Origin of the sequence: Burkholderia sp. AU17457 (assembly GCF_002223255.1) — a bacterium.
GTDB classification, from domain to species: Bacteria; Pseudomonadota; Gammaproteobacteria; order Burkholderiales; family Burkholderiaceae; genus Burkholderia; species Burkholderia sola.
In genome coordinates, this window is the sequence record NZ_NKFB01000005.1 from 1,347,029 (window position 1) to 1,371,582 (window position 24,554).

20 protein-coding genes are annotated in these 24,554 nt (G+C 67.7%); 12 read left to right on the forward strand and 8 right to left on the reverse strand.

The window, feature by feature from the left end:
- The first annotated feature begins 254 nt into the window (after nucleotides 1-254).
- On the forward strand, nucleotides 255-3,020 hold the full coding sequence (gene mgtA, locus CFB49_RS23330; RefSeq protein WP_089492437.1) for a magnesium-translocating P-type ATPase: 2,766 nt from the start codon (nucleotides 255-257) through the stop codon (nucleotides 3,018-3,020).
- Between the two features lie 114 nt (nucleotides 3,021-3,134).
- On the opposite strand, the gene CFB49_RS23335 is transcribed toward mgtA, so the two are convergent.
- Together CFB49_RS23335 and CFB49_RS23340 are read right to left on the reverse strand one after the other, a co-directional pair.
- Nucleotides 3,135-3,419, reverse strand: coding sequence for a transcriptional regulator (locus tag CFB49_RS23335; RefSeq protein WP_089492827.1), 285 nt, complete (start codon nucleotides 3,417-3,419; stop codon nucleotides 3,135-3,137).
- A 71-nt stretch (nucleotides 3,420-3,490) separates the two neighbouring features.
- Nucleotides 3,491-4,366 carry a LysR family transcriptional regulator gene (locus CFB49_RS23340; RefSeq protein ID WP_069617970.1) on the reverse strand — a complete coding sequence of 292 codons (876 nt, stop codon included), beginning with the start codon at nucleotides 4,364-4,366 and terminating at the stop codon, nucleotides 3,491-3,493.
- 51 nt (nucleotides 4,367-4,417) lie between these two features.
- Between CFB49_RS23340 and CFB49_RS23345 the strand changes: the two genes are divergently transcribed.
- From CFB49_RS23345 to CFB49_RS23370, 6 genes are all read left to right on the forward strand, one after another.
- A complete protein-coding gene (locus CFB49_RS23345; protein WP_089492438.1) occupies nucleotides 4,418-4,696 on the forward strand; it encodes a hypothetical protein in 279 nt (92 codons plus the stop codon).
- Between the two features lie 188 nt (nucleotides 4,697-4,884).
- The gene (locus CFB49_RS23350) at nucleotides 4,885-5,967 is read left to right on the forward strand and encodes a serine hydrolase (protein ID WP_089492439.1); all 1,083 of its coding nucleotides are present in this window, start codon (nucleotides 4,885-4,887) and stop codon (nucleotides 5,965-5,967) included.
- A 44-nt stretch (nucleotides 5,968-6,011) separates the two neighbouring features.
- On the forward strand, nucleotides 6,012-6,245 hold the full coding sequence (locus CFB49_RS23355; protein ID WP_089492440.1) for a DUF7661 family protein: 234 nt from the start codon (nucleotides 6,012-6,014) through the stop codon (nucleotides 6,243-6,245).
- A gap of 86 nt (nucleotides 6,246-6,331) precedes the next feature.
- A complete protein-coding gene (locus CFB49_RS23360) occupies nucleotides 6,332-6,775 on the forward strand; it encodes a MarR family winged helix-turn-helix transcriptional regulator (RefSeq protein WP_069617974.1) in 444 nt (147 codons plus the stop codon).
- 67 nt (nucleotides 6,776-6,842) lie between these two features.
- A complete protein-coding gene (locus tag CFB49_RS23365; protein ID WP_089492441.1) occupies nucleotides 6,843-7,406 on the forward strand; it encodes an isochorismatase family protein in 564 nt (187 codons plus the stop codon).
- On the forward strand, nucleotides 7,403-8,860 hold the full coding sequence (locus CFB49_RS23370) for a DHA2 family efflux MFS transporter permease subunit (protein ID WP_089492442.1): 1,458 nt from the start codon (nucleotides 7,403-7,405) through the stop codon (nucleotides 8,858-8,860). Before CFB49_RS23365 ends, CFB49_RS23370 begins: the two co-directional genes overlap by 4 nt.
- A 143-nt stretch (nucleotides 8,861-9,003) precedes the next feature.
- Here the strand turns inward: CFB49_RS23370 and CFB49_RS23375 are convergent, their stop codons facing one another.
- Complete coding sequence (locus CFB49_RS23375; RefSeq protein WP_373453189.1) at nucleotides 9,004-11,070, reverse strand: SulP family inorganic anion transporter; 2,067 nt, start codon at nucleotides 11,068-11,070, stop codon at nucleotides 9,004-9,006.
- Nucleotides 11,071-11,174: 104 nt separating this feature from the next.
- Here CFB49_RS23375 and CFB49_RS23380 point away from each other — a divergent pair, with 104 nt between their 5' ends.
- Nucleotides 11,175-12,416 (forward strand): mechanosensitive ion channel family protein, encoded by a 1,242-nt coding sequence (locus tag CFB49_RS23380; RefSeq protein ID WP_089492444.1) that lies wholly within the window; start codon nucleotides 11,175-11,177, stop codon nucleotides 12,414-12,416.
- Between the two features lie 58 nt (nucleotides 12,417-12,474).
- Here CFB49_RS23380 and CFB49_RS23385 read toward each other — a convergent pair whose 3' ends face one another.
- Nucleotides 12,475-13,896, reverse strand: a complete 1,422-nt coding sequence (locus CFB49_RS23385) for an aminotransferase-like domain-containing protein (protein WP_069617979.1) — start codon at nucleotides 13,894-13,896, stop codon at nucleotides 12,475-12,477.
- A gap of 152 nt (nucleotides 13,897-14,048) precedes the next feature.
- Between CFB49_RS23385 and CFB49_RS23395 the strand changes: the two genes are divergently transcribed.
- The 4 genes from CFB49_RS23395 (at nucleotide 14,049) to CFB49_RS23410 (ending at nucleotide 19,758) form a co-directional block, all read left to right on the forward strand.
- Nucleotides 14,049-16,373 (forward strand): FdhF/YdeP family oxidoreductase, encoded by a 2,325-nt coding sequence (locus tag CFB49_RS23395; protein WP_089492445.1) that lies wholly within the window; start codon nucleotides 14,049-14,051, stop codon nucleotides 16,371-16,373.
- 12 nt (nucleotides 16,374-16,385) lie between these two features.
- On the forward strand, nucleotides 16,386-17,306 hold the full coding sequence (locus tag CFB49_RS23400; RefSeq protein WP_069617981.1) for a bestrophin family protein: 921 nt from the start codon (nucleotides 16,386-16,388) through the stop codon (nucleotides 17,304-17,306).
- 405 nt (nucleotides 17,307-17,711) lie between these two features.
- A complete protein-coding gene (locus CFB49_RS23405) occupies nucleotides 17,712-18,044 on the forward strand; it encodes a sugar ABC transporter ATPase (protein WP_050012816.1) in 333 nt (110 codons plus the stop codon).
- A gap of 124 nt (nucleotides 18,045-18,168) precedes the next feature.
- On the forward strand, nucleotides 18,169-19,758 hold the full coding sequence (locus tag CFB49_RS23410) for an ABC transporter substrate-binding protein (protein WP_089492446.1): 1,590 nt from the start codon (nucleotides 18,169-18,171) through the stop codon (nucleotides 19,756-19,758).
- 204 nt (nucleotides 19,759-19,962) lie between these two features.
- On the opposite strand, the gene CFB49_RS23415 is transcribed toward CFB49_RS23410, so the two are convergent.
- The 4 genes from CFB49_RS23415 to CFB49_RS23430 all read right to left on the reverse strand — a co-directional run bounded on the left by CFB49_RS23415 (nucleotide 19,963) and on the right by CFB49_RS23430 (nucleotide 24,522).
- Nucleotides 19,963-21,270 (reverse strand): Nramp family divalent metal transporter, encoded by a 1,308-nt coding sequence (locus CFB49_RS23415; protein WP_089492447.1) that lies wholly within the window; start codon nucleotides 21,268-21,270, stop codon nucleotides 19,963-19,965.
- Between the two features lie 93 nt (nucleotides 21,271-21,363).
- Nucleotides 21,364-22,620, reverse strand: coding sequence for an oxalate decarboxylase family bicupin (locus tag CFB49_RS23420; protein ID WP_069617984.1), 1,257 nt, complete (start codon nucleotides 22,618-22,620; stop codon nucleotides 21,364-21,366).
- A 315-nt stretch (nucleotides 22,621-22,935) separates the two neighbouring features.
- Nucleotides 22,936-24,270: a type II toxin-antitoxin system HipA family toxin gene (locus CFB49_RS23425; protein WP_089492448.1), complete on the reverse strand. Its 1,335-nt coding sequence runs from the start codon at nucleotides 24,268-24,270 to the stop codon at nucleotides 22,936-22,938.
- Between the two features lie 3 nt (nucleotides 24,271-24,273).
- On the reverse strand, nucleotides 24,274-24,522 hold the full coding sequence (locus tag CFB49_RS23430; protein ID WP_011882387.1) for a helix-turn-helix domain-containing protein: 249 nt from the start codon (nucleotides 24,520-24,522) through the stop codon (nucleotides 24,274-24,276).
- Nucleotides 24,523-24,554 lie beyond the last annotated feature (32 nt).

Consider the following 24,554-nt stretch of genomic DNA (forward strand, 5'->3'; position numbering starts at 1 on the left):
CCGCTGCCGATCGCCCGCGCCGACAATCCGCAACCGACAGGAGTGCAGATGAACTCAGACGACAGTAGTCGATTACCGCTCGCCGGTGCGACGCTGCGCATCGACACGCCGTCCGCATCCCGCGCGCCGGCGAGCGTTCCCGCCTTTACCGACCCACAGCCGATCGCGCCTGACGCGACGCGGCGGGGAGCGTGCGTGCGTCGATAACGCCACGGCCGCTCCCCGCCCGCCGCCTCGTGCGCAAGGAGCGACTCATGACGACACGACACAACACCTCGCACAAGAAACAGCGCGGCTTCATCAAGGCCGGCGCCGGCCGGCAGAACGAACCGCGCATCATGCGCGCCGCGCAGGAAGCGGCCCGCCCGCTCGAAGACACGCTGAAGTCGCTGCGCACCAGCACGCGCGGCCTTACCTACGACCAGGCCGCCGACCGCCTGCAGCACGACGGCCCGAACGAAATCGCGCACGACAAGCCGCCGCACTGGACCCGCCAGTTGCTGCTGTCGTTCCACAATCCGTTCGTCTACGTGCTGCTGGTGCTGGCCGCCATCAGCTTCTGCACCGACGTCTATTTCGCGGCGCCCGACGATCGCGACTACGTCGGCATGACGATCCTGCTGACGATGGTCACGATCAGCGCGCTGCTGCGCTTCGTGCAGGAATTCCGTTCGCTGCGCGCGGCAGAGAAGCTCAAGGCGATGGTCCGCACGACGGCCACCGTGCAGCGCGCCCTGACGGACACGTCGGAGCCGACGCGCCGCGAGGTGCCGATGCGCGAAGTCGTGACCGGCGACATCGTGCATCTTTCCGCCGGCGACATGATCCCCGCCGACGTGCGCCTGCTCGCATCGCGCGACCTGTTCATCAGCCAGGCCGTGCTGACCGGCGAGGCGCTGCCCGTCGAGAAGTACGACACGCTCGGCGCGGTGGCCGGCAAATCCGCGGGCACGCATGCGACCGGCGCGGCGAACGACGCACCGGCGTCTCTGCTCGATCTCGAAAACGTCTGCTTCATGGGCACCAACGTCGTCAGCGGCACGGCGACGGCCGTCGTCGTCGCGACCGGCGAAGACACGTACTTCGGCTCGCTCGCGCGCAACGTCGTGAGCCACAAGCGCATCGAGACGAGCTTCGACCGCGGTGTCGCGAGCGTGAGCTGGCTGCTGATCAAGTTCATGTTCGTGATGGTGCCGATCGTGTTCATGATCAACGGCCTGACCAAGGGCGACTGGCTGAGCGCCCTCACGTTCGCGCTCGCGGTGGCCGTCGGCCTCACGCCCGAGATGCTGCCGATGATCGTCAGCGCGAACCTCGCGCGCGGCGCGGTCGCGATGGCGCGCCGCAAGGTCGTCGTCAAGCGGCTGAACTCGGTGCAGAACTTCGGCGCGATGGACGTGCTGTGCACCGACAAGACCGGCACGCTCACGCAGGACAAGATCATCCTCGAACACCACCTCGATCTGTCCGGCCACAAGAACGAGGACATCCTGCGGCTCGGCTGGCTGAACAGCTTCCACCAGAGCGGCCAGAAGAACCTGATCGACATCGCGGTCGTCGCGCGCGCCGACGAGATCGGCGAACGCGTGAAGCCGCAGGGCTACAAGAAGATCGACGAACTGCCGTTCGACTTCGTGCGGCGCCGCCTGTCGGTCGTCGTCGAGGATACGCGCGGCACGCATCTGCTGATCTGCAAGGGCGCGGTCGAGGAAATGCTGGCGGTGTCCACGCACGTGCAGGACGAAGACGGCGTGCGCCCGCTCGACTTCGTGGCCCGCAAGCGGCTGCTCGAACAGGCCACCGCGTACAACGAGGACGGCTTCCGCGTGCTCGTGCTCGCCACGCGCACGATCCCGCGCGGCGACGAACGCGCGCAATACCGCACCGCCGACGAACACGATCTCGTCGTTCGCGGCTTCCTGACCTTTCTCGATCCGCCGAAGGAATCGGCCGCGCCGGCACTCGCCGCGCTGCGCGAGAACGGTGTCGCGGTGAAGGTGCTGACGGGCGACAACCCGACCGTCACGGTGAAGGTGTGCCGCCAGGTCGGCCTCGAACCCGGCAAGCCGATCCTCGGTGCCGAAATCGAGACGCTCGACGACGCAACGCTCGCGCAGGTGGTCGAACGCACGACCGTGTTCGCGAAGCTCACGCCGCTGCAGAAGGCGCGCATCGTCAAGGCGCTGCAGGCGAACGGCCACACGGTCGGCTTCCTCGGTGACGGCATCAACGACGCGCCCGCGCTGCGCGACGCGGACGTCGGCATCTCGGTCGACAGCGGCGCCGACATCGCGAAGGAAACCGCCGACATCATCCTGCTCGAGAAGAGCCTGATGGTGCTCGAGGAAGGCGTGATCAAGGGCCGCGAGACGTTCGGCAACATCCTGAAGTACCTGAACATGACCGCCAGCTCGAACTTCGGCAACGTGTTCTCGGTGCTCGTCGCGAGCGCGTTCCTGCCGTGGGAGCCGATGCTCGCGACGCAGCTGCTCGTGCTGAACCTGATCTACGACACGTCTCAGATGCTGCTGCCGTGGGACAAGATGGACCGCGAGTTCCTGAAGAAGCCGCGCAAGTGGGAGGCCGGCAACATCGGCCGCTTCATGCTGTGGGTCGGGCCGACGTCGTCGGTATTCGACATCACGACGTACGTCCTGATGTGGACCGTGTTCGGTGCGGGCGCGCTGTATCACCTGAACGGCGGTGCGAGCGGCCAGATCGTGATGAATTCGGGCTGGTTCATCGAGAGCCTCGTGTCGCAGACGCTCGTCGTGCATCTGCTGCGCACGCAGAAGATCCCGTTCCTGCAGAGCACGGCGTCGCTGCCGGTGCTGCTGTCGACCTTCACCGCGATCGCGATCGGCTGCTGGCTGCCGTTCTCGCCGTTCGCGCAAGCGCTCGGCTTCATGCACCTGCCAAGCACCTACTGGCTGTGGCTCGCCGCGACGATGGTCGGCTACATCGTGCTCGCGCAGATCGTCAAGACGATCTACGTGCGTCGCTACAAGCAGTGGTTCTGATGCCGCGCGGATGACGATGCGCCGGCCCGTGCTCGCGAGCGACGAACGGGCCGGCGCGACGTCCGCGTCGAACCATCCGTATGCCTCGGGCCGCATCAGCGGCCCGTTTTTCAATCATTGGGCATCGTTCGCGCCGAACAGCTGCGCGCACACCACGCGCCCTTCGTCGGTCAGCGCGGCGCTGCCGGTACCGTCCTCGTTCAGCGTCGTCGCGCTCAGGCCCGCGGCGTCCAGCTGCGTCAGCACGCGCCGCAGCGTGCTCATGGGCAATTGCGTGCGCTTCGCGATCTTCGGCAGCGACCACGGCTTTCCGGCCGGATCGCTCGCGGCTTCGTTCAGCGTCGCGAGCGTGGCGACGAGTGCGGGATCGAGCGGGGATTCGTCGGATTCTGAAGTCATCGGTTCGGGTTCGTCGGCCGGCGTCGGGCCGGCATGCATGGAGACAACCATCGCGAGCACTATACGCCGCGTCACGCGCCCTTGAGTGCGGCGCGCATGAACGACACGAAACGCGTGGTGACGGGATCGTCGCGCTCGGCCCGCCATGCGAGCCCCACGCGCCACTTCGCGTCCCGGCCGTCGAGCGGCAGCACCGTCGCGTCGCGCAGCAGGTACTGCGCGCTCGACGGGATGAACGCGACGCCGACGCCGGCCGCGACCGACGTCAGCACCGACTGCACGTCCTCCGCCTGCTGCATCACGTGCGGCACGAAACGGCGCTCGACGCACCACCGGTCGATCTGCGCGGCCAGCCCCGGGCCGCGCGCACGCTGCAGCGCGATGAAGCCGATCTCGTTGAGCACATCGAGGTTGGCCGGCACGCGCTTGAAGCCGAGATGCGGCGGCACCGCGAGCGCGAGCGCTTCGTCGGTCACCTTGAACGACGACAAGCCTTCGTCGGCAGGCAAACGCAGGAAACCGGCGTCGAGCTTGCCGGCGTGCAGCCGGCGCGTCTGTTCGGAGGACGACAGGTCGCTCAGCGTCACCGCGATACCCGGATTGCGACGACGGAATTCGGCGATCAGTTTCGGCACGAGCGTGAGCACGGACAGGCAGATGCCGAGCCGCAAATGCCCGCGCTGGCCGCTCGTCGCTTCCCGCGCACGCGCCAGGATTTCGTCGGCATCGCGCACGAGCGCCTGCGCGTCGGGCAGGAAGCGTTCGCCGAACGGCGTCAGTTCCGCGCCATGCCGGCCGCGTTCGAACAGCTTGCCGCCGAGGCTCGCCTCGAGCGCGCCGATCTGCTTGCTGAGCGCGGGCTGGCTCATGTGCAGCGCGTCGGCCGCACGGCTGAAATGGCACAGCTCGGTCACCGTCAGGAACGTGCGAAGCAGCTTCAGTTCCATTCTTTAACGGAATCATAATGATCGAAAGATTCATTTTACCGATCGAATGCAATGGCGTTCAATACGGACATGCCCTTCCCGGAACGCACTTTCATGTCCCTCGATCCAGCGGCCGACTGCGTGGCCGAGCCGTCATCCGATGTCCCTGATGCAAGCGAATGCGTTGCTGCCGCCGATGCGCGCGCACCGAAGCGCCGTGCCGAACGCACGGACGGTCGCAGCCGCCGCTTTCGCTTCGGCGATGCGCTGGAAGACGCGACGCCGCGTGCGATGACCGGTTCGATCGCGATCAGTTTCGCGGTCGTGTCGCGGCGGAACTGGCCGCGCTGAACCGCGTATCTGCCCGCCTTTCACGCCACGCCCACCGGTTGCCCGGCAGCGCAAAAGCGACCGGAACCCTCCCGTATCGCGCGTCATCCAATCGTCATCGCCCCGCGATCGACCGTATAATTTCCCGCACCCGCTGACCGCCCACGCATTGCGCGCAGCCGCATCGCGCGTGAAAAGGAGACTTTCGCTTGACCGGCCTCATCGCGCGCCTGCCTCGCGCCCGGACCACCCTGATCCTCGCCCTGTCGTTCCTGCTGCTCGCATTCGCCGCGAATGCGTCCGCGCAACGCGTGCAGCCGCATCGCACCGCCCATGCGCAACCGCATGCCCATGCGAAGGCCGTCAAGAAGACACCCCATCGCAAGAAAAAGGCCGTCAAGCGTCGTCGCTCGCGCGTGACGCATCAAGCGGCCCAACGCCACGCGGCACCCGCATCGCAGCAGCGGCGCGCGAAACGCACGACCGCCGTGCGACCGCGCGTGCCCGCGAAACCGAAATTGCTCGCCCGTTGCGGCTACACCCCGCGCGCGGTCGGGTCGCTGCATTCACGCGCGGCCTATGTGCTCGACGTCGATTCCGGCACCCCGCTGCTCGCGCGCAACGCACGCACCGTACGGCCGATCGCATCGATCTCGAAACTGATGACGGCCGTCGTCGCGCGCGACGCCGATCGTCCGCTGAACGGCGTGCTGCGCGTGACCGCGCGCGATCGCGACACGATCAAGTTCACCGGCTCGCGCCTGCAGGTCGGCTCGGAACTGTCGCGCCGCGACATGTTCCATATCGCGTTGATGTCGTCGGAGAACCGCGCGGCCGCCGCGCTGAGCCGCGACTATCCGGGCGGGCGCGCGGCGTTCGTGAAGGCGATGAACCGCGAAGCGCGCCGGCTCGGCATGCGGCATACGCACTTTCGCGAGCCGACCGGCCTGTCGCCGCACAACGTGTCGACGGCGGAAGATCTCGCGCGGCTCGTCGGCGCGGCCGCGCAGGATCCGCTGATCCGCTATTTCTCGACCGATCTGTCGACCACCGTGCGCCCCGGCGACGGCGAACTCGTATACGTGAATTCCGACCCGCTCGTGCGCTACCGCCGCCTGCCGATCCGGCTGCAGAAAACCGGCTTCATCAACGAATCGGGGCACGGCGTCGTGATGCGCATGCGCGTGAAAGGCCGCCGCGAAACGGTCGTGCTGCTCGGCGCACCGACGCGTGCCGGCGTATCGAGCGACGCAATCAGAATCCATCGCTGGCTGTCCTGCTCGATCCAGTAAACGCACACGGGCAGCCGGCGCATTCACGCCACGGGAGCGACGCGATGCAGCACGAATACCGCTTCAACGCCTTCGGCCGGCTGCTCGCCGTCGTGCGCACCGACGGCCGCTGGGCCGTGTTCGATCTCGGCGCCGAAGGCAAGCGGCGCCCGGCCAATCTGCAGATTCCGGCGGCGCTCACCGCCGACGAACTCGGCCAGTACCTCGGCGATCTGCTGCACGAAAACGCAACCCCGCGATACAACGAAGTCGTACCGGTCGCGCATCGACGCGCATAGTCGCGCGCCGGACGGTGCTGCCGGGCCGGCGGTCGATTCGACAGTTAAACTTGCAAGTCTAACTGTCGTGTTCTAAGATTCGCCGCATGAACCCGCCACGCAAACCCGGCGTTTCCGCCGAAACCGTCGCCGCCGACCTGACCCTCGCGGTCGGCCAACTCATCCGCCGGCTGCGCTCCGAAATCGATTCCGGTGGACTCGGCATGTCCCAGACGAGCGCGCTCGCGCGGCTCGATCGGCACGGGCCGATGACGACCGCCGATCTCGCGCGCGCCGAAGCGATGAAGCCGCAGTCGATGAAGGCGATCCTCGCAAGCCTCGAGGAAGACGCGCTCGTCGAGCGCGAACCGCATCCGACCGACGGCCGCCAGATCCTGTTCAAACTCACCGCCGCCGGCGTCGACGCGCGGCGCAAGCGCAATGCCGCAAAACACAAGTGGCTCGGCGCGGCGATCGAACAACTCGATCCGGAAGACATCGACACGCTTGCCGCGGCCATCCCGCTGATCCGCCGCATCGGCGAGCAATGAACCCGGCCGGTGCGCCGCGCAGCATGCGCGCGCCCGGCTTTCTTCGCCCTTTCCCCCGGAGCCCATCATGAGCGTAACCCGTCTCGACACGAACACGGCGCTGGTCGTCATCGACCTGCAGAAAGGCATCGTCGCCCTGCCCACCGCGCACCCGGTCGCACCGGTGATCGCCCACGCCCGCGAACTGCTCGACGCATTCCGCGGCCGCGGCCTGCCGGTCGTGCTGGTCAACGTCGCGGGCGGCGCGCCGGGCCGCACCGAGCAGGCGCCGCGCACGGCGCAGCTTCCCGCCGACTGGACCGAACTCGTGCCCGAACTGAACCGCCAGCCAGGCGACCACGTCGTGACGAAGCAGACCTGGGGCGCGTTCACCGGCACCGGTCTCGACGCGCATCTGAAGGCAGCCGGCGTCACGCAGATCGTGCTGACCGGCGTCGCGACGAGCATCGGCGTCGAATCGACCGCGCGACAGGCGCACGAACTCGGCTACAACGTGACGCTCGCCATCGACGCGATGACCGACCTCAACGCGGATGCGCACGTCAACAGCGTCGAGCGGCTGTTCCCGCGCGTCGGCGAGACGGGCACGACGCAGGACATCGTCGCGCTGCTCGACCGGCGCGGCGCGTGAGCGACGAACGCAGACAGCCGGCGCCGGGCCACGCAGCCGGGCGGCTCGATCCGTCGATCTGGAAAGTCAGCGCGGTCGCGACGCTCGGCTCGCTGCTGTCGCAGCTGGATGCGACGATCGTCAACGTGTCGCTGTCGAGCCTCGCGACGGACCTGCATGCGAGCCTGTCGACGATCCAGTGGGTGACGAGCGGCTACCTGCTCGCGCTGACGCTGGTGCTGCCGCTGAGCGGCTGGCTCGTCGACCGCATTGGCGCGAAGGCGCTATACCTGTGGTGCTTCTCGGCGTTCACGCTTACATCGGCGCTGTGCGGGCTCGCGTGGTCCGCGCCGTCGCTGATTGCGTTCCGCGTGTTGCAAGGCGTCAGCGGCGGCTTGCTCGCGCCGATGGCGCAGATGATGATCGCGCGTGTCGCCGGCCAGCAGATGGCGCGCGTGATCGGCTACGCGGCGGTACCGGTGCTGCTCGCGCCAATCCTCGGCCCGGTCGTGGCCGGCGCGATCCTGCAGCACACGTCGTGGCGCTGGCTGTTTCTGGTGAACCTGCCCGTCGGCGCGCTCGCGCTCGCACTGGCCGCGCGGTTCCTGCCCGGCGACCGGGACGATGCGCCGCGGCGCGAACTCGACTGGATCGGCCTCGCGTTGCTGTCGCCGGGCCTCGTGCTGTTCCTGTACGGCGTCGAGCGGATCGGCTCGTTGCCCGGCATCGCGGCGGTCGCGGGCTCCGCGCTATTGCTCGTCGCGTTCCTGTGCTTCGAGCGCCGCCAGGGCGAACGTGCGCTGATCGATCTCGCGCTGTTTCGCTCGCGCGTGTTCGGCGCGGCAGCCGGCACGCAATTCCTGTCGAACGGCGCGCTGTATGCGGGCCAGATGCTGATTCCCGTGTTCCTGATCCAGGCGTGCGGGCGCTCGCCGGGCGAAATGGGCTGGCTGCTCGCGCCGCTCGGCCTCGGCATGCTCGTCACCTATCCGTCGATGGGCGCACTGACGAGCCGGTTCGGCGTACGCCGGCTGGCCGCCGCCGGCGCGCTGCTCGCACTCGCCGCCACGCTGCCGTTCGTGTTCGTCGCGCTGACCGGCTACGATCCGCTCGTGCTCGTACCGGCGCTGTTTCTGCGCGGCATGGGTCAGAGTGCGATCGGCGCGCCGTCGATCGCCGCCGCGTATGCATCGGTCGAGCGCCGCGACCTGCCGATGGCGACCACGTCGCTCAATATCGTGCAGCGGCTCGGCGGCCCGACGTTCACGACGCTATGCACGCTGTTTCTTGCGTGGCGGCTGCAGGCCGAAGCGACGTCGGCGGGCGGCACGCAGGCCGTTGCGTATGCATGGGCGTTCGGCCTGCTATGCGCGCTGCATGCGGCGAGCTTCGTGACGACGCTGCGGCTACCGTTGCGGTCAGCCGGTGCAGGCGGCGACGGACGGGCCGGCAACGCGCCGGCCGGCTCGCGCTGACTACAGGCCGCGCCGCACCGCACGCGCGGCCCCCCGCTACGGCAAGTCACATCCACACGATCGACGCCGCGAGCGGACGGCACTGACCCGCTGCCTGCGCAACGGTTTCGCGCGCGTGCGCGCTCGCGTAGCGCCGCTTCGCGTTACACCGCGCCCGGCTCCTGCGGCGCGGGCGTCGCGCCCGCCGCCTCCAGCGCCTGATGCAGCGTGGCGAAGATGCACGACGCGCCGACCGCCTCGGTGATCCCGTGACGATCCATGTCCGCGCGCAGATAGCGGTTCACGCGCCCGAACAGCACGCCGATTCCGCGCGCATGCAGCGCCCTGACGAGATCGACCAAGGTCCGCGCGGCCGAATAGTCGACGTCGGTGATCGCGCCCGCATCGACGACGAACCAGCGCGGCGGCAGCGGTGCCGTATCGACGAGTTCGGTTACTTCGGCCGCGAACAGGTGATCGTTCGCGAAGAACAGGTCGGCGCCGAACCGGTAGACGATCAGCCCGGGCGCCGTCATCGCGCCGCGCCGGGCAGGCACCGGCTGCCACCGTCCGTTGCCGGCGACGGGTTCGAGCACCATCGTGTGCGGCTGGTAGCTGTGGCGCACGTGCCGCATCAGCGACAACGCGACGGCCAGCAGGATGCCCTGCTCGACGCCGACCGCCACGACGGCCGCGGCCGTGACCAGCGCGAGCATGAATTCACCGGGGCTTTCCCGCCGGATCGCCGCGAGACCACGCATGTTGATCAGCCCGAGCGCGATCGTGAACACGATGCCGGCCAGCACCGCATGCGGCAGATACTGCAGATACGGGCTGAAGAACAGCAGCACGACGGCGACGACCGCGGCGAACGCGAGATGCCCGATCTGGCTGCGCACGCCCGCGCCGTCGGCCATCGCCGTCTGCGTCGGGCTACCGTTGACGACGAACGCGCCGCCGAGCGCCGCCGCCGCGTTCGCGGCCGCGAGGCCGAGGATGTCGGCATTGGTGTCGACGTCCTCGCCGTACTGCTGCGCGAACACGCGCGCGGCGGCCGCGCTCTGCGCGATGATCATCACGAAGCACGAAGCGGCGACCGGCACGAGATCGAGGAACTGCTGCCACGTGACCGACGGCCAGCGCAGCGTCGGCAACCCGCCCGCCACGGGACCGAGCACCGCGATGCCGTGCGCGGCGAAACCGAACGCTGCACTCGCGGCGATGCTGCCCGCGACCGCGATCATCGGCATCGGCACGCGCGGCAGGAACCGCTTGCACGCGAGAATCGCGACGACGACGAGCGCCGCGAGCGCGAGCGTCGGCCGGTGCGCGTGAACCACGTGCGTGACGACGTAGTCGAGTTGCGCGAGGCTGCGCGACGCCGGGTACGGCACGGCCAGGCCGAGCATGTCGCCGAGCATCGCGATCGACACCTGCACGCCGACGCCGGCGAGAAAGCCGACCAGCACCGTGCGCGACAGGAAATCGGCGAGAAAGCCGAGCTTGAAGATGCGCGCGAGCAGCAGCATCGCGGCGGTCAGCAACGCGACCATGCCGGCGAGCGCCGCATAGTCGGCGCTGCCGGCCGGCGCCATCGACGACAGCCGGCTCGCGAAAATCGTTGCGGTCGCGGAATCGGCGGCGACCACGAGATGGCGCGACGCGCCGAAGCATGCGAACGCAACGAGCGGCAGGAACACCGTGTAGAGCCCCGTGACGGCCGGCATGCCGGCGATGCGCGCGTAGCCGAGCACCTGCGGGATGTCCATCGACGCGAGCGACATGCCCGCGAAGATGTCGCGAATGGCGCCCGCGCGACGAATCGGAAGAAGGCCTTTCAGCAGCCATACGCGCGACGGACGGCTTTCGTTGGAATCTTGCATGCGTGAAATGCGCGAAGTCGAAGTGACGGGCCACGAACGGGTGCGCGACGAGGTCGCGTGTCGCTCACCGTCGCCGGAGGAGCCGCACGCCAACGCGCGCGGCACACCGACGACGCCTGCGACGCCTGCATGATTGCATGGATCGCCGACCGCGCGCATCGAAACGCGAGGGCCTGCCGTCATGGCTTCGAGCCGACCGCGTTCCTGTGGACGCCGCATCCGGCAACCGGCTCGCACGCCGGCTTGCGGTGATGCGGATTCCCCCTCTGCCGTCACCTCGATGCAGAGGATACCTGCACAAAGGTGAGCCGATTCGGGAGCCGATCGACCCGCGTTTACGGCACGCATCCGGAACCCGATGGCACAATCACGGTCCCTTTCATGCGCCCTTCACCGGGCGCGCGCCGCGTCGCGGCGCCGATTCAACGCACGAGAAGGCCCCCGTCTGCCCTATGACCCTGAACGAATCCTGGTTGACGCCGCTCGTCGGCATCCTCGTCCTGCTCGCCGCCGCCGGCGCGATCACCGCCGTCGTCCATTTCCTGCTGTTTCGCGTGATCGCGCGGCTCGCGCGGCTGTCCGCCACGCGCGTCGACGACGCGCTGTTCGAATTCGGCGCGTTCAAATGGTTGAACCGCATCGTCCCGTTCGTCGTGATCAAGCTCGGGCTCGGCGCGGTACCGGGCATGCCCGGCCTGGTCGCGCAGGTCGCCGACAAGGTGCTGTTCGCGCTGATCGTGTTCCTCGTGACGATGACCATCAGCGCGACGCTGTCCGCGCTCGAGCACACGCACCGCACCGCCCAACGCGACCAGCCGCGCCTGTCGCTGAAAGGCGCGATGCAGCTCGTCAAGCTGGTGATGTTCATCACGGCCGCGCTCGTCGTGATCGGCGATGCGACCGGCAAGCAGATCGGCCTGCTGCTGTCCGGCATCGGCGCGATGTCGGCGGTGCTGATGCTGATCTTCAAGGACACGCTGCTCGGCCTCGTCGCCGGCGTGCAACTGTCGTCGAACGACATGCTGCGGATCGGCGACTGGATCACGATGCCGTCGGCCGGCGCGGACGGCACGGTCATCGACATCACGCTGAACACCGTCAAGGTCGCGAACTTCGATCACACGATCATCACGGTGCCGACGTGGAAGCTGATCACCGAGAGCTACCAGAACTGGCGCGGGATGACCGAAGCGGGCGGCCGCCGCATCAAGCGCGCGCTGTTCGTCGATGCGACGAGCGTGCGCTTTCTCACCCATGCCGAGATCGAGCGGCTCGAACGCCTGACGCTGCTGAAGGACTATCTCGAGGATAAGGTCGACGCGATCGAGCAATGGAACGGCACGCTCGGCGCGGCCGGCGACTGCCCGGCGAACCGCCGCCAGTTGACGAATCTCGGCACGTTCCGCGCGTACGTCGCGCACTACCTGAAGAGCCATCCGCGCATCCGCCGCGACATGACGAACATGGCGCGACAACTGCCGCTCACGGCCGAAGGCATTCCGCTCGAACTGTACTGCTTCACCGATACGACGACGTGGGTCGACTATGAGGCCATCCAGGCCGACCTGTTCGACCACCTGATCGCGGTACTGCCGGAGTTCGGGCTACGCGTGTACCAGCATCCGTCGGGCTTCGACATGCGGCAGATGGTCGACGCCGCGCAAGCCGGGCTGCACGCGCCGCGCGCGGCTTGATACCGGCCACGGCGGCCGGCCGCCGGTCGCCGCCTGCCCTGCCGTCGGGCGCCAGCACTCACCGCGCCGCGCACTCCGACGCGAGCCGCCCCAGCACCTTCAGCGCGTCCTCGATCTGCCGCGACCACGGGTAGCTGTAGTTGAGCCGGATGAAATGCCGGTAATCGGTGCCGGCCGAGAACATATGCCCGGGGCCAACCGTGATCCGCTGCGCGAGCGCGAGCGTATACAGCTTCATCGCATCGACCCGCGGCGGCAGCTCGACCCACAGCACATACCCGCCCTGCGGCTGCGACAGCCGCGTGCCTTCCGGGAAGAAACGCCGCACCATCGCACTCATCAGGCTCGCCTGCTGCGCATACAGCTTGCGCATGCGCCGCAGATGAAAATCGTAGCCGTCGTGTTTCAGGTACTCGGCGATCGCGAGTTGCTCGATCGCGGGCGTCGCGAGCGTGTTCAGGAATTTCAGCTTCTCGACCTGGTCGCGGTAACGGCCCGGCATCGCCCAGCCGATCCGGTAGCGCGGCGACAGGCTCTTCGTGAACGACGCGCAATGCAGCACCAGCCCGTCGCGATCGAACGACTTCAGCGCGCTCGGCGCCGTGTCGCCGAAGTGCAGCTCGTGATAAACGTCGCTCTCGATCGCCGGCACGCCGTGCTTCGCGAGCAGCTCGACCAGCGCCCGCTTGCGCGCATCGGGCATCTGGAAGCCGAGCGGATTCTGGAAATTCGGCATCACCATGCACGCAGCGATGCGCTCGCGCGCGAGAACCCGCTCGAGCGCATCGAGATCGATGCCGTCGCCCGGGTGCGTCGCGACTTCCAGTGCACGCATGCCCATGCGTTCGATCGCATGCAGCATCGCGTAGAACGTCGGCGACTCCACCGCGATCGTATCGCCCGGTTTCGCGACAGCCTGCAGGCACAGGTTGATCGCCTCGGTCGCGCCGATCGTCATCACGATCTCGCCCGGCTCGACCGCGACCCCGCGCTCCGCATAGCGCCGCGCGATCTGGCGGATCAGCTCCTGGTTGCCGGGCGGCAGGTCGTCGATCACGCCCCAGCGCGTGCGCCGCCGCCCGATCGCCTGCGCATAGCGCGCGAGGCGCTGCACCGGAAACTGCGATGCGTCGGGATACGGGGAGCCGAGCGGCACCGCGTCGTCGCGCGCGATCGAGCGCAGCGTCGACAGCACGAGCCGGCTCACGTCCACGGCCGACGGCTCGGCGGCCGGTGCGGAAATATGCAGCTCGGCCTCGGCCGGCGCCGCCGCGCGCGCGCGCACGAAGTAGCCCGACTGCGGCCGGCTTTCGATCAGGCCGCGGCTTTCCAGCACGAGGTATGCGCGCAGCACGGTCGTGACGCTGAGCTGCTGTTGCCGGCTCGCGTGCCGCACCGACGGAATCCGCTCGCCGGGCCGGTACACGCCGCGCTCGATCTGCGCCTGGAGATCGTCGGCCAGTTGTTCGTAACGCTTCACGCGCCTCCCTTTCAACTTCCCTTCATCAACACAGTTGCGATCCGCACGGGATGAATGGCCGAAACTGTACTCTTTTTTGAAGTGAACAGGTGTACACACAGCCGCACGGGTGCCGCGCGTACTCTGCACGCATCGACCCCGACATCCGCATCATGAAAAAGAAATCCGCGACCGCGCGCATCGAACCGTACACCCACCCGGCCGCCGGCTGGGGCGCGCTGAAAGCCGTCACGATCAACCTGATCAAGGAAAAGGTCGCCGGCGGCAACTACCGCACGCTGTTGCGCCAGAACCAGCCGGACGGCTTCGACTGCCCGGGCTGTGCGTGGCCGGACCGACAGCACGCGTCGACGTTCGAATTCTGCGAGAACGGCGTGAAGGCGGTGGCCGCGGAAGCGACGAGCAAGCGCGTGACGCCCGAATTCTTCGCCGCGCACACGGTAACCGAACTGCTCGAACAATCGGATTTCGAGCTCGAACAGCACGGCCGGCTCACCGACCCGATGGTCTACGACGCGCGGACCGACCGCTACGTGCCGATCGCGTGGGACGATGCCTTCGCGCTGATCGCGCGCCATCTGCGCGCGCTGCCCGACCCGAACCAGGCCGCGTTCTACACGTCCGGCCGCGCGAGCAACGAAGCGGCGTTCCTCTATCAATTGTTCGTGCGCCTGTACGGCACCAACAACTTCCCCGATTGCTCGAACATGTGCCACGAGGCGACGAGCCGCGGGCTGCCGGCGTCGGTCGGCGTGGGCAAGGGCACGGTCACGCTCGACGATTTCGAGCATGCGGACATGCTGCTGATCTTCGGCCAGAACCCCGCGACCAATCACCCGCGGATGATGGGCGAGCTGCGCGAGTGCGCGAAGCGCGGCGCGACGATCGTGTCGATCAACCCGCTGAAGGAGCGCGGCCTCGAACGCTTCGCCGATCCGCAAAGCCCGCTCGACATGCTGACGATGTCGGGCACGAAGATCGCGTCGACGTTCATCCAGCCGACCATCGGCGGCGATTTCGCGCTGATCAAGGGGATGGCCAAGCGCGTGCTCGAACTCGACGACGCCGCGCGCGCCGCCGGTGCGCCGCGTGTGCTCGACACCGCGTTCATCGACGAGCACACGGCGGGCTTCGATGCGTTCGCCGACGATCTGCGCGCCGAAAGCTGGTCCGCGCTGACGGCCGAAAGCGGCGTGCCGTACGAGCAGATCGACGCGCTCGCCGAGCGCTATGCGCGCAGCGAACGCGTGATCGCGACGTGGGGCATGGGCATCACGCAGCACAAGCATTCGGTTGCCACGGTGCAGATGCTGACCAACCTGATGCTGATGCGCGGCAACATCGGCCGCCCCGGCGCCGGCCTGTGCCCGGTGCGCGGCCATTCGAACGTGCAGGGCAACCGCACGGTCGGCATCGAGGAAAAGCCGTCGCAGGCGTTCCTCGACCGGCTCGGCCACGTGTTCGATTTCGAACCGCCGCGCGATCACGGCTACGACGTCGTCGAGACGATCGAAGGCATGCTCGACGGCCGCGTGAAGGTGCTGATCGGTCTCGGCGGCAACTTCGCGATGGCGACGCCGGACACGCCGCGCACGTGGGAAGGGATGCGCCGCTGCGCGCTTTCCGTGCACATCACGACGAAACTGAACCGCAGCCACCTGATCCACGGCCGCGACGCGCTGATCCTGCCGACGCTCGGCCGCACCGAGATCGACCTGCAGGACAACGTCGCGCAGGGCGTGACGGTCGAGGATTCGATGAGCATGGTCCACGTGTCGTACGGGATGAACAAGCCGGCGTCCGCGAACCTGATGTCGGAACCGGCGATCGTCGCGCACATGGGCCATGCGCTGTTCGGCAGCGGCAAGATCGACTGGCTCGCGTACAAGGACGACTACGCGAAGATCCGCGATGCGATCGAGGCGACGCTCGACGGCTTCTACGACTACAACACGCGCATCGCGCGGCCCGGCGGCTTTCACCTGCGCGTCGCGTCGCGCGATCGCGAATGGCTGACGCCGACGGGCAAGGCGAACTTCATCGCGCACGCGCTACCGACCGACACGCCGATCCAGCGCGCCCGCGCGCTGCACGGCGACCGGCTGATGACGCTGATGACGACGCGCTCGCACGACCAGTACAACACGACCGTGTACGGGCTCGACGACCGCTATCGCGGCGTGTTCGGCCAGCGCCGCGTGGTGTTCGTCAACCGCGACGATCTCGCGATGCTGGGCCTCGCGGCCGGCGAATGGGTCGACATGGAAACCGTATGGCACGACGGCATCGAGCGGCGCGCGGCAGGCTTCCTGCTCGTCGAGTACGACATCCCGCGCGGCTGCATCGGCGCGTACTACCCGGAAACCAACCCGCTCGTGCCGCTCGACAGCGTCGGCGACGTGTGCAACACGCCGACGTCGAAGTCGGTGCCCGTGCTGCTGCATCGCGCGGCCGCGCCGGCCCCGATCGCCGCCTGACGGAGCACGACGATGATCGTTCGTCCGCGCGAGCACTGGCTGCGGATGCTGCTCGTCTGGAACGGCTCGGTGCTGCCGACCATCCTGCCGCAGCTCGTGCTGACGCTTGCGATCAGCCTCGTCGCCGTGTGGGGCGGCGGCCGTGTGCTCGGCGAAAAGGTGCCGCTGAACCCGACGCCGTTCACGCTGATCGGCCTGACGCTCGCGATCTTCGCCGGGTTTCGCAACAACGCCAGCTACGAACGCTATCGCGAGGGCCGACAACTGTGGGGCGGCGTGCTGACCGCCACGCGCACGCTGGTGTCGCAGGCGCTCTGCTACGGCGCGGTCGACCGTGACGACGCCTCGCGCCGCGCGTTCGTGCGCACGGTCGTCGCGTTCGTCTATGCGCTCAAGCATCAACTGCGCGGCACCGATCCGGCCGCGGACCTGCGCGGGCTGCTCGACGGCGCCGCCCATGCGCGCGTCGCCGCGTCGCGGTTTCGCCCGGTCGTCATCGTGCACGCGCTGCGCGAAGCGTTCGCCGCCCGCGCCGACGCCGGCCAGCTCGCCGATACGCGGCTGTGGATGCTCGATGCGCGCCTCGACGAGCTCGTCGCGACGGTGAGCGGCTGCGAACGCATCGCGTCGACGCCGATTCCGTTTTCCTATGATGTGCTGCTGCACCGGACCATCTACGCGTATTGCGTGCTGCTGCCGTTCGGTCTCGTCGATTCGATCGGCGCGGCGACACCCTTCGTCACGGTATTCGTTGCCTATACGCTGATTGCGCTCGACGCGATCGCGCATGCGATTGCCGAGCCGTTCGGCGACGGGCCGAACCATCTCGCGCTCGATGCGATGACGCGACAGATCGAGCGCACGCTGCTCGAACTGAACCGCGAGCCGCTGCCGGCCGAGGTGACGCCCGGCCCGTCGTACCGCCTCACCTGATCCGCTTCGACTGACTCGCCCCGCTCAATCGCGGCGGCCACGCAGGAAGTCGCGATGCTCGGCGACCGCGTCCGCGATCCGCCGCGGCAGGACCACGCCGCTCAGCAATGCATGCGCGGCGGCGCTGTCGCGCGGGTGCGCATGCGCGCCGGCAGCGCGACGGCCGGGGCAATCCGCCGGTCACGACGACAACCGAAGCAAGCGCCCGTCCGACAGCGGGCGCCGGTTGTATCGAATCGTTTCAACGCGCCAACGGCGTCAAATGCTGCGGGTATACTCCGTCGTCAGCCGCCTGCCGTGTCGTCGTCCGTCAAAAACGGCCCGATTCCGGGCGGTTTCGTCGCGAAGCTTCGCGTTTCGCTCCCCCGCGCCCCAGCCTCGATACGAGACACCCGACGACCGACCATGAAACGATTCCTGCTGCTCCTTCCCGCCGCCCTGCTCGCCGCCTGCGGCTCCGCACCCTCGTCCGATTCGGCCGGCTCGGGCGCCGCGCCGATGATCTACGTGTCGTCGCAACGTCCGGCCTACGCGGTCGCGAACTGCCTCGACAGCCGCCTGTCGGGCACCGAGCAATCGCAGCACAACGGCGTGACCGACATCGCCGTCGGCTCGAATTCGTACTTCGTCACGCTGACGCCATCGGGCAACGGCTCCGTCATCAAGGTCGTGCGCGGCTCGGGCAACGAACCGGCCGAGGAAGCGATGCGCTTCGCGGTCGCGCGCTGCGCGATCTGACGTCCTGCCGCGCCGGGTGTTCGCCCGGCCGCCGCTGCGCCACCCGGCGCGTCTGCCGAATATTTTCATCCGGGTACCCGTCGATGAGAGAATCGCACCACGATTCCCTTTCGATGGAGCCCGCATGAAGCACCTGCTGTCCCGACTGTTCGTCAGCGCCGCGCTCGTCGCGCTTGTTCCGGCGCTGCCGGCGCAGGCAGCCACGCCGCCCGGCATCTTCGTCGTCGCCACGCAACTCGGCGAATTCACGACCCTCGACCCGAGCGGGATCTACGAGCTGGTGCCGTCCGAATACGTCGCGAACACCTACGAACGGCTGGTGCGCGTCGACCTGAAGGACCCGACGCGCTTCGATGGACAGATCGCGCAATCGTGGACGGTCGGCGCCGACGGCGTGACCTACACGTTCAAGCTGCGCGCGGGCCTCACGTTCCACTCCGGCAACCCGGTCACCGCCGACGACGTCGCGTGGTCGCTGCAGCGCACCATCCTGCTCGACAAGGGGCCGGCCGGCGTGCTCGCCGATCTCGGCCTCACGAAGGCGAACGTGACACAGAAGGTGCGCGTGGTCGATCCGCAGACCGTCGTACTCGAAACCGACCGCAAGTACGCGCCGAGCTTCGTGCTCAACGTGCTGAGCGCGTGCCCGGCCTCCGTCTTCGACAAGAAGCTGCTGCTGTCGCACCAGCAAGGCAACGATTTCGGCAGCGGCTGGCTGCGCACCAACGACGCGGGCTCCGGCCCGTACCAGCTCGTCAAGTGGACGCCCAACGAGAGCATCGTGCTGCAGCGCTTCGACAAATACCGCACGCCGTACCCGATGAAGCGCGTGGTGCTGCGCCACGTGCCCGAAGCGTCCGCGCAACGGCTGCTGCTGGAGAACGGCGACGCCGACGCCGCGCGCAACCTGAGCCCCGACAGCCTCGCCGCGCTGTCGAAGGCCGGCAAAATCAAGATCGCGTCGTGGCCGGTGTCGGCACTGCTGTACCTGAGCCTGAACACGAAGAACCCGAACCTCGCGAAGCCCGAGGTGCAGCAGGCGATGAAGTGGCTCGTCGATTACGACGGCATCCAGCGCAACATCGTCAGCACGACCTACAAGGTGCATCAGACCTTCCTGCCCGAAGGCTTCCTCGGCGCCTCGAACGCACGGCCCTACAAGCAGGACGTCGCGAAGGCGAAGGCGCTGCTCGCGAAGGCCGGCTTGCCGAACGGTTTCGACGTGACGATGGACATGCCGAACGACTATCCGTACCTCGAGATCGCGCAGGCGCTGCAGGCGAACTTCGCGCAGGGCGGCATCCGCGTGAAGCTGATCCCCGGCGACGCAAAGCAGGCGATCGGCAAGTATCGCGCGCGCCAGCACGACATCTTCGTCGGCGAATGGTCGCCCGACTACATGGACCCGAACAGCAACGCGCGCGGTTTCGCGTGGAATCCGGACAACTCGGACCAGTCGCCGACCAAGATGCTCGCGTGGCGCAACAGCTGGGACATTCCGCAACTGACGAAGGACACCGAGGCCGCGCTCGTCGAGCCGTCGCCCGCGAAGCGCGCGCAGCGTTACGAAGCGCTGCAGAAGGCCGTGCTCGCGAACTCGCCGTTCATCATCATGTTCGAGAAGGTCGTGCAGGTCGCCACGCGCCCCGGCGCGACCGGACCGGAAATCGGGCCGATCAACGACCTCGTGTCGTACCGCACGCTCGCGAAGTAATCGCGGCCGCCCGCGCGCGTGGCCACGCCGCCGCGCGGGTAATCGCCTCGCGGCGCGCACACGTCACGGGACGAGCACACGCATTTCGAGCGAGCACGCGGTGTGCGTGGCGATCGGCGACGGCAACCGCGCGTGGTGCGAAATGCGCATGCCGTTCCCGCGAAGCGCCGGACGCGCCGCAGCAAGCGGCAGGCCCGCACCCGTTCAATTGAATGCCGCCCATACCAGGTACGCATTCAGCCCGACGATCACGACCGTCGCCGCACCGGCGACGATCCGCAGCGGCATCCGCATCGCGTAAGCGCCCATCACGTCCGCGCGCGCCGACAGCATCAGCAGCGCGATCATCGGCATCGGCAGCACGAAGCTCAGCACGACCTGACTGGCCACCATCGCCCGCGTGACGTCGCAGCCGAGCGCGACCACCACGAACGCGGGCGCGATCGTCACCGCGCGCCGCACCCAGATCGACATGCGGCGGCGGATGAAGCCCTGCATCACGACCTGCCCCGCCATCGTGCCGACCACCGAGCTCGACACGCCGGAGGTCAGCAGCGCGACGAGAAACAGCGCGCCGGCCGCCGGCCCGAGCACCGGGATCAGCGTGTGATAGGCGTCGCCGATGTCGGTCATGCCCGGCGCGGCCGCGTGAAACGCCGACGACGCCATCATCACCATCGCGAGATTCACGAACCCGGCGAGCCCCAGCGCGATCACGACCTCGCGGTTGGAGAAACGCACGAGCCTTCGCCGCTCTCCGTCGTCGCGCGGGGCGGTGCGATCCTGCGTGAGGCCCGAATGCAGATACAGCGTGTGCGGCATGATCGTCGCGCCGATGATGCCGACTGCGATCGTCAGCGCCGCATGATCCGGAATCTGCGGGACTACCAGATGGAACGCGGCCGCATGCCAGTCCTGCGGCGCGATCAGCAGTTCGCCGAGATAGCACGCGCCGATCACGCCGACCAGCGCCGCGATCGCCGCTTCCAGCGGCCGGAAGCCGCGTTTTTCGAGCGCGAGGATCGCGCAGGTCGCGAACGCGGTCGCGATCATCCCCGCGAACAGCGACAGGTGGCACAACAACCCGAACGCAAGCGCGCCGCCGAGGAATTCGGCGAGATCGGTTGCCATCGCCGCGATCTCCGACGCGATCCACATGCCCCACACGACCGGCGCGGGGAAGCGGTCGCGGCACAGCTCGGCGAGATTGCGGCCGGTCACGATGCCGAGCTTCGCCGACATCGCCTGGAACAGCATCGCGATCGCGTTCGCGGCCAGCACGACCCACAGCAGCCGGTAGCCATACGCGGCGCCGGCCTGGATGTTGGTCGCGAAGTTGCCGGGATCCATGTAGCCAATCGACGCGATCACGGCCGGGCCGACGAACGGCAGCAGCGCGGCGACGCCGGTGCGGCGCCCTTCCAGCGCGGCGCGCGCCGCGCCGTCGGTAGGCTCGATGGACCGGCCCGGCAGCGCGAAGCCGCCGGCAGGTTTGCTCGGGACGGGAATCATGTGAGTGTTCCGTTCGAATAAGACGGCTGATTGCGGATCGCGTCCGCCACGGCCAGCAAGCCGCGTGCCGGCCACGGCAGGACGCCGGCGGCGTTACAGCGGCACGACGTCGGGGCGATTGCGCGGAAACTGCGCGATCACGTCCGGCGCGATGTTCAGGTGCGCTTCGACGAGCTTCGGCGGCGTGTGCGCGAGCCAGTCGGACAACGACACCTCCGCATAGCGGTCGGTCTTGAAGATCTCGAGGAACACGAGGTCGGTCCGGCCGGTGTTCTGCACGTAGTGGCCGAGGCTCTTCTTCACATAGCCGACGTCGCCCGCGCGGAAGTCGGCCGTCTGCGCCTTCGGCCCCGTGTCGAACACGGTCATCCGCGCCTCGCCCTGCAGGTAGTACTGCCATTCGTCGGCGTTCGGGTGCCAGTGGAGCTCGCGCATGCCGCCCGGATGCACGGTGACGAGCGCCGCCGCGACGGTCGTCGACACGTTGAAGTTGGTGCTGTCCGCGATCCGCACCTCGCCGCCGCGCGTCTTCCTGACCGGCTTCATGTCGCCGAGCGAAAAGACGAACGGATGCGGCGGCGCACCGGCCGACGCCGCCGACGCGCGCTGCGCATCCGCGAGCGGGCCCGGTTCGTCGCCCTGGAATATCCACAGGTTGTCGAGCGGCACGTTCCTGAACGCGTCGGCCGGCACGCCGAAGTTCAGCGCGAGCACGTCGGGCGGCGTATGCGCGATCCAGTCGGTCAGCAACAGCGTATTGAATTCCGACGCGCGACCGTTATCGAAGGCGAGCAGGAATTCCGCGCCGTCGCTGCCGAGGCCCTGCAGCGAATGCGGCAGGCCGGGCGGGAAATACCAGAGATCGCCGGTCTTGACGTCCTGCACCGACGGCCGCCCGAGTTCGTCGAGCACCGTGATCCGGCAGCGGCCGTCCAGCATGATTGCCCACTCGGCCTGCTGGTGCCAGTGCATCTCGCGAATGCCGCCGCGCGTCAGCCGCATGTTGACGCCGGAAATGGTTTCGGAAATCGCGAAATCGTCCTGCGTGACTTCGCGCGCCCATCCGCCATTCTGAATGCGTTTATGCGCATTATTGAAAGACGCCCAGAATAACGGCATCCCATTGATATCGGTGGCCGGCGGATCCTGAAAAGACGGGAATTGATTGGCGATGGCCGGATTTTTAGGCCCCGGGTCGGTCAGGCTCTGACGGTTGCGCGCATTCACCGCGCCTTCCGGCGGGCTGTCCGGGTTACCGAACGAAGCGGCCTTCGCCGTTACCGCAATGCCCGCGGCGGCAATGGCGCCAGCCGTACTCGTCAACATCCTGCGTCGAGAAAGATTCGTCATGATTTCCTCTTCATTTTTGCAATCGAGAGAATTTCCATTACGGAACACTTGCCGTTTTTCGAATTACCGAAAATCGAACATCCCGTGACGCAAGTTAAATCCATATTCATCTAAAAATTAAATGAATTATTAACCTGAATTAATGACCAAAACTGATCGACTTTAATTTTGTAATTGTTGCGATGCAGCAATGGATGAATGGCGAAGAGAAGAGAAGAGATCGATAGGCGCGCCGCGCGATGGCGACTCAATGCAATCGCCGGGAACAGGAAAATGCGGATGCGCGTGCTTTTACCCGCCCGGACCGGGACCGCGTCACTCCCGCGGCATGTCGGCAAGCCGTTGCGCGGCGAAGCGCAATCCGCCGAGAATGCGTTCGGCGGTCCTTACCGGAAACCCGGCCGGCAGCGCCGCGCCGACCGATTCGATCACGTGCGGCGTCATCGCAATCAGTCGTTCGACGATTGGCGTAGCGATATCGCCAAGCAGGCAATACTCCGCCATCGCAGTGAAGTGCCGGCGCGTGATGTCGCGCATCGCGTAATGCTTGCGCTTGCCGTGCACGGCCATCGCGAGCTTCGCCTTGTGCCACGACCACTGGTTCGCGCCATCCCCCTCGACCGGCCAGATCGACATCACGTCGTAGAGCGGCGTCAGGCGGAAGCGACCGCCCGGCAGCAGGCGCAGGCTGAAGTTCTTCGCATGCCCGTCCGGTGCGGCGAGCATCCAGAACACCACCAACGCGGTGAACAGCGTGTCTAGGTCGGCCTGCGCCGTTTCCGACCGGCGCAGGATGCCGGCCAGATCGGGCACACCGGGGCCACCCTGCGATTCGTATTTCAGATGCGGCGGCACGCCGAGCGCCTGGCAAAAATCCTCTTGCGGCAAGCGCAACAGCCATCCGCCATCACGATGCAGCGCGCGATCGAAGCGCGCGACCGACAGCACCTTGTGTTCGCCGAAACGCAGGATGTCGGCATCCGCCGTCGGCAAGCCGAACGCGCGCAGGATCGCGAGGCACAGCCACTCGTTTTCGACGGATGTCGTCAGGTCCGCACGCTTGTTGCCGACCAGCCCCAGCGGCAACTTGAGGATATGCGTGGTCGGCGTCGCGCCATGCGGACGCATCCACCGCCCGTCGTGAAACAGCAGCGCGGTCTTTTCCTGCGCGCCGGCCAGCGACAGGCGGAAGTCGTCGTCGTCCTGCGCACCGGCCGCCGCCCCGCTCGCCTGATCGAGTACGCGCGCCACGTCATCGTCGGACAACGGCGTACCGTCGATCCGGTCATGGCCGGTCGGGGCTTCATCCTCGCCGAGCAACTGCACCGCGCCGACGCAGTCCCGGCCGAGCGCGGCGAGCAGATCGAACGGCTCGGTCGTCGCCGTGCCGAACCGAGACGCAAGCCGGCGCCGAATCGCGTCGCTGTCGGGCAGCAGATTATCGAAGTAGTGGTTCACGCGCTCGCCGCGCAACGGCGCAGGGCCGATGCCGAACGGCAGCGACAGCGACAGCGGGCGGCCGGCATCCGACTGTTTCCAGCCGATGTCGTACAGCAGCTCCATGTCGCCGCGCGCGGGAATCCGCCAGATGCCGACCCGCACGCCGTTGGCCCAGATCGATAGCGCGCGGCTGTGCGATTTGCGTCCCATCGATCACCACTCGACGTCGGCAGCGTCGCGCCCGTCCTTCGTGCGGATGCTGAGCTCGAGACCGTACAGCGCGGTCAGTTCGAGCAACTGCTTGAGCGACAGGCTTTCGGTGCGGATCGTTTCCAGCGACGACAGGCGCGATTGGCCGACGCCGATGCGTGCCGCCGCCTCGGCTTGCGTGAGCCCCTTGGCCTGACGCGCGGACGACAGGATTTCGCCCAGTTGAGCAGGGGTATTGACGATGAGATTCACGGCGCGGGTCCTGTATGCAATCTATGCAGTAT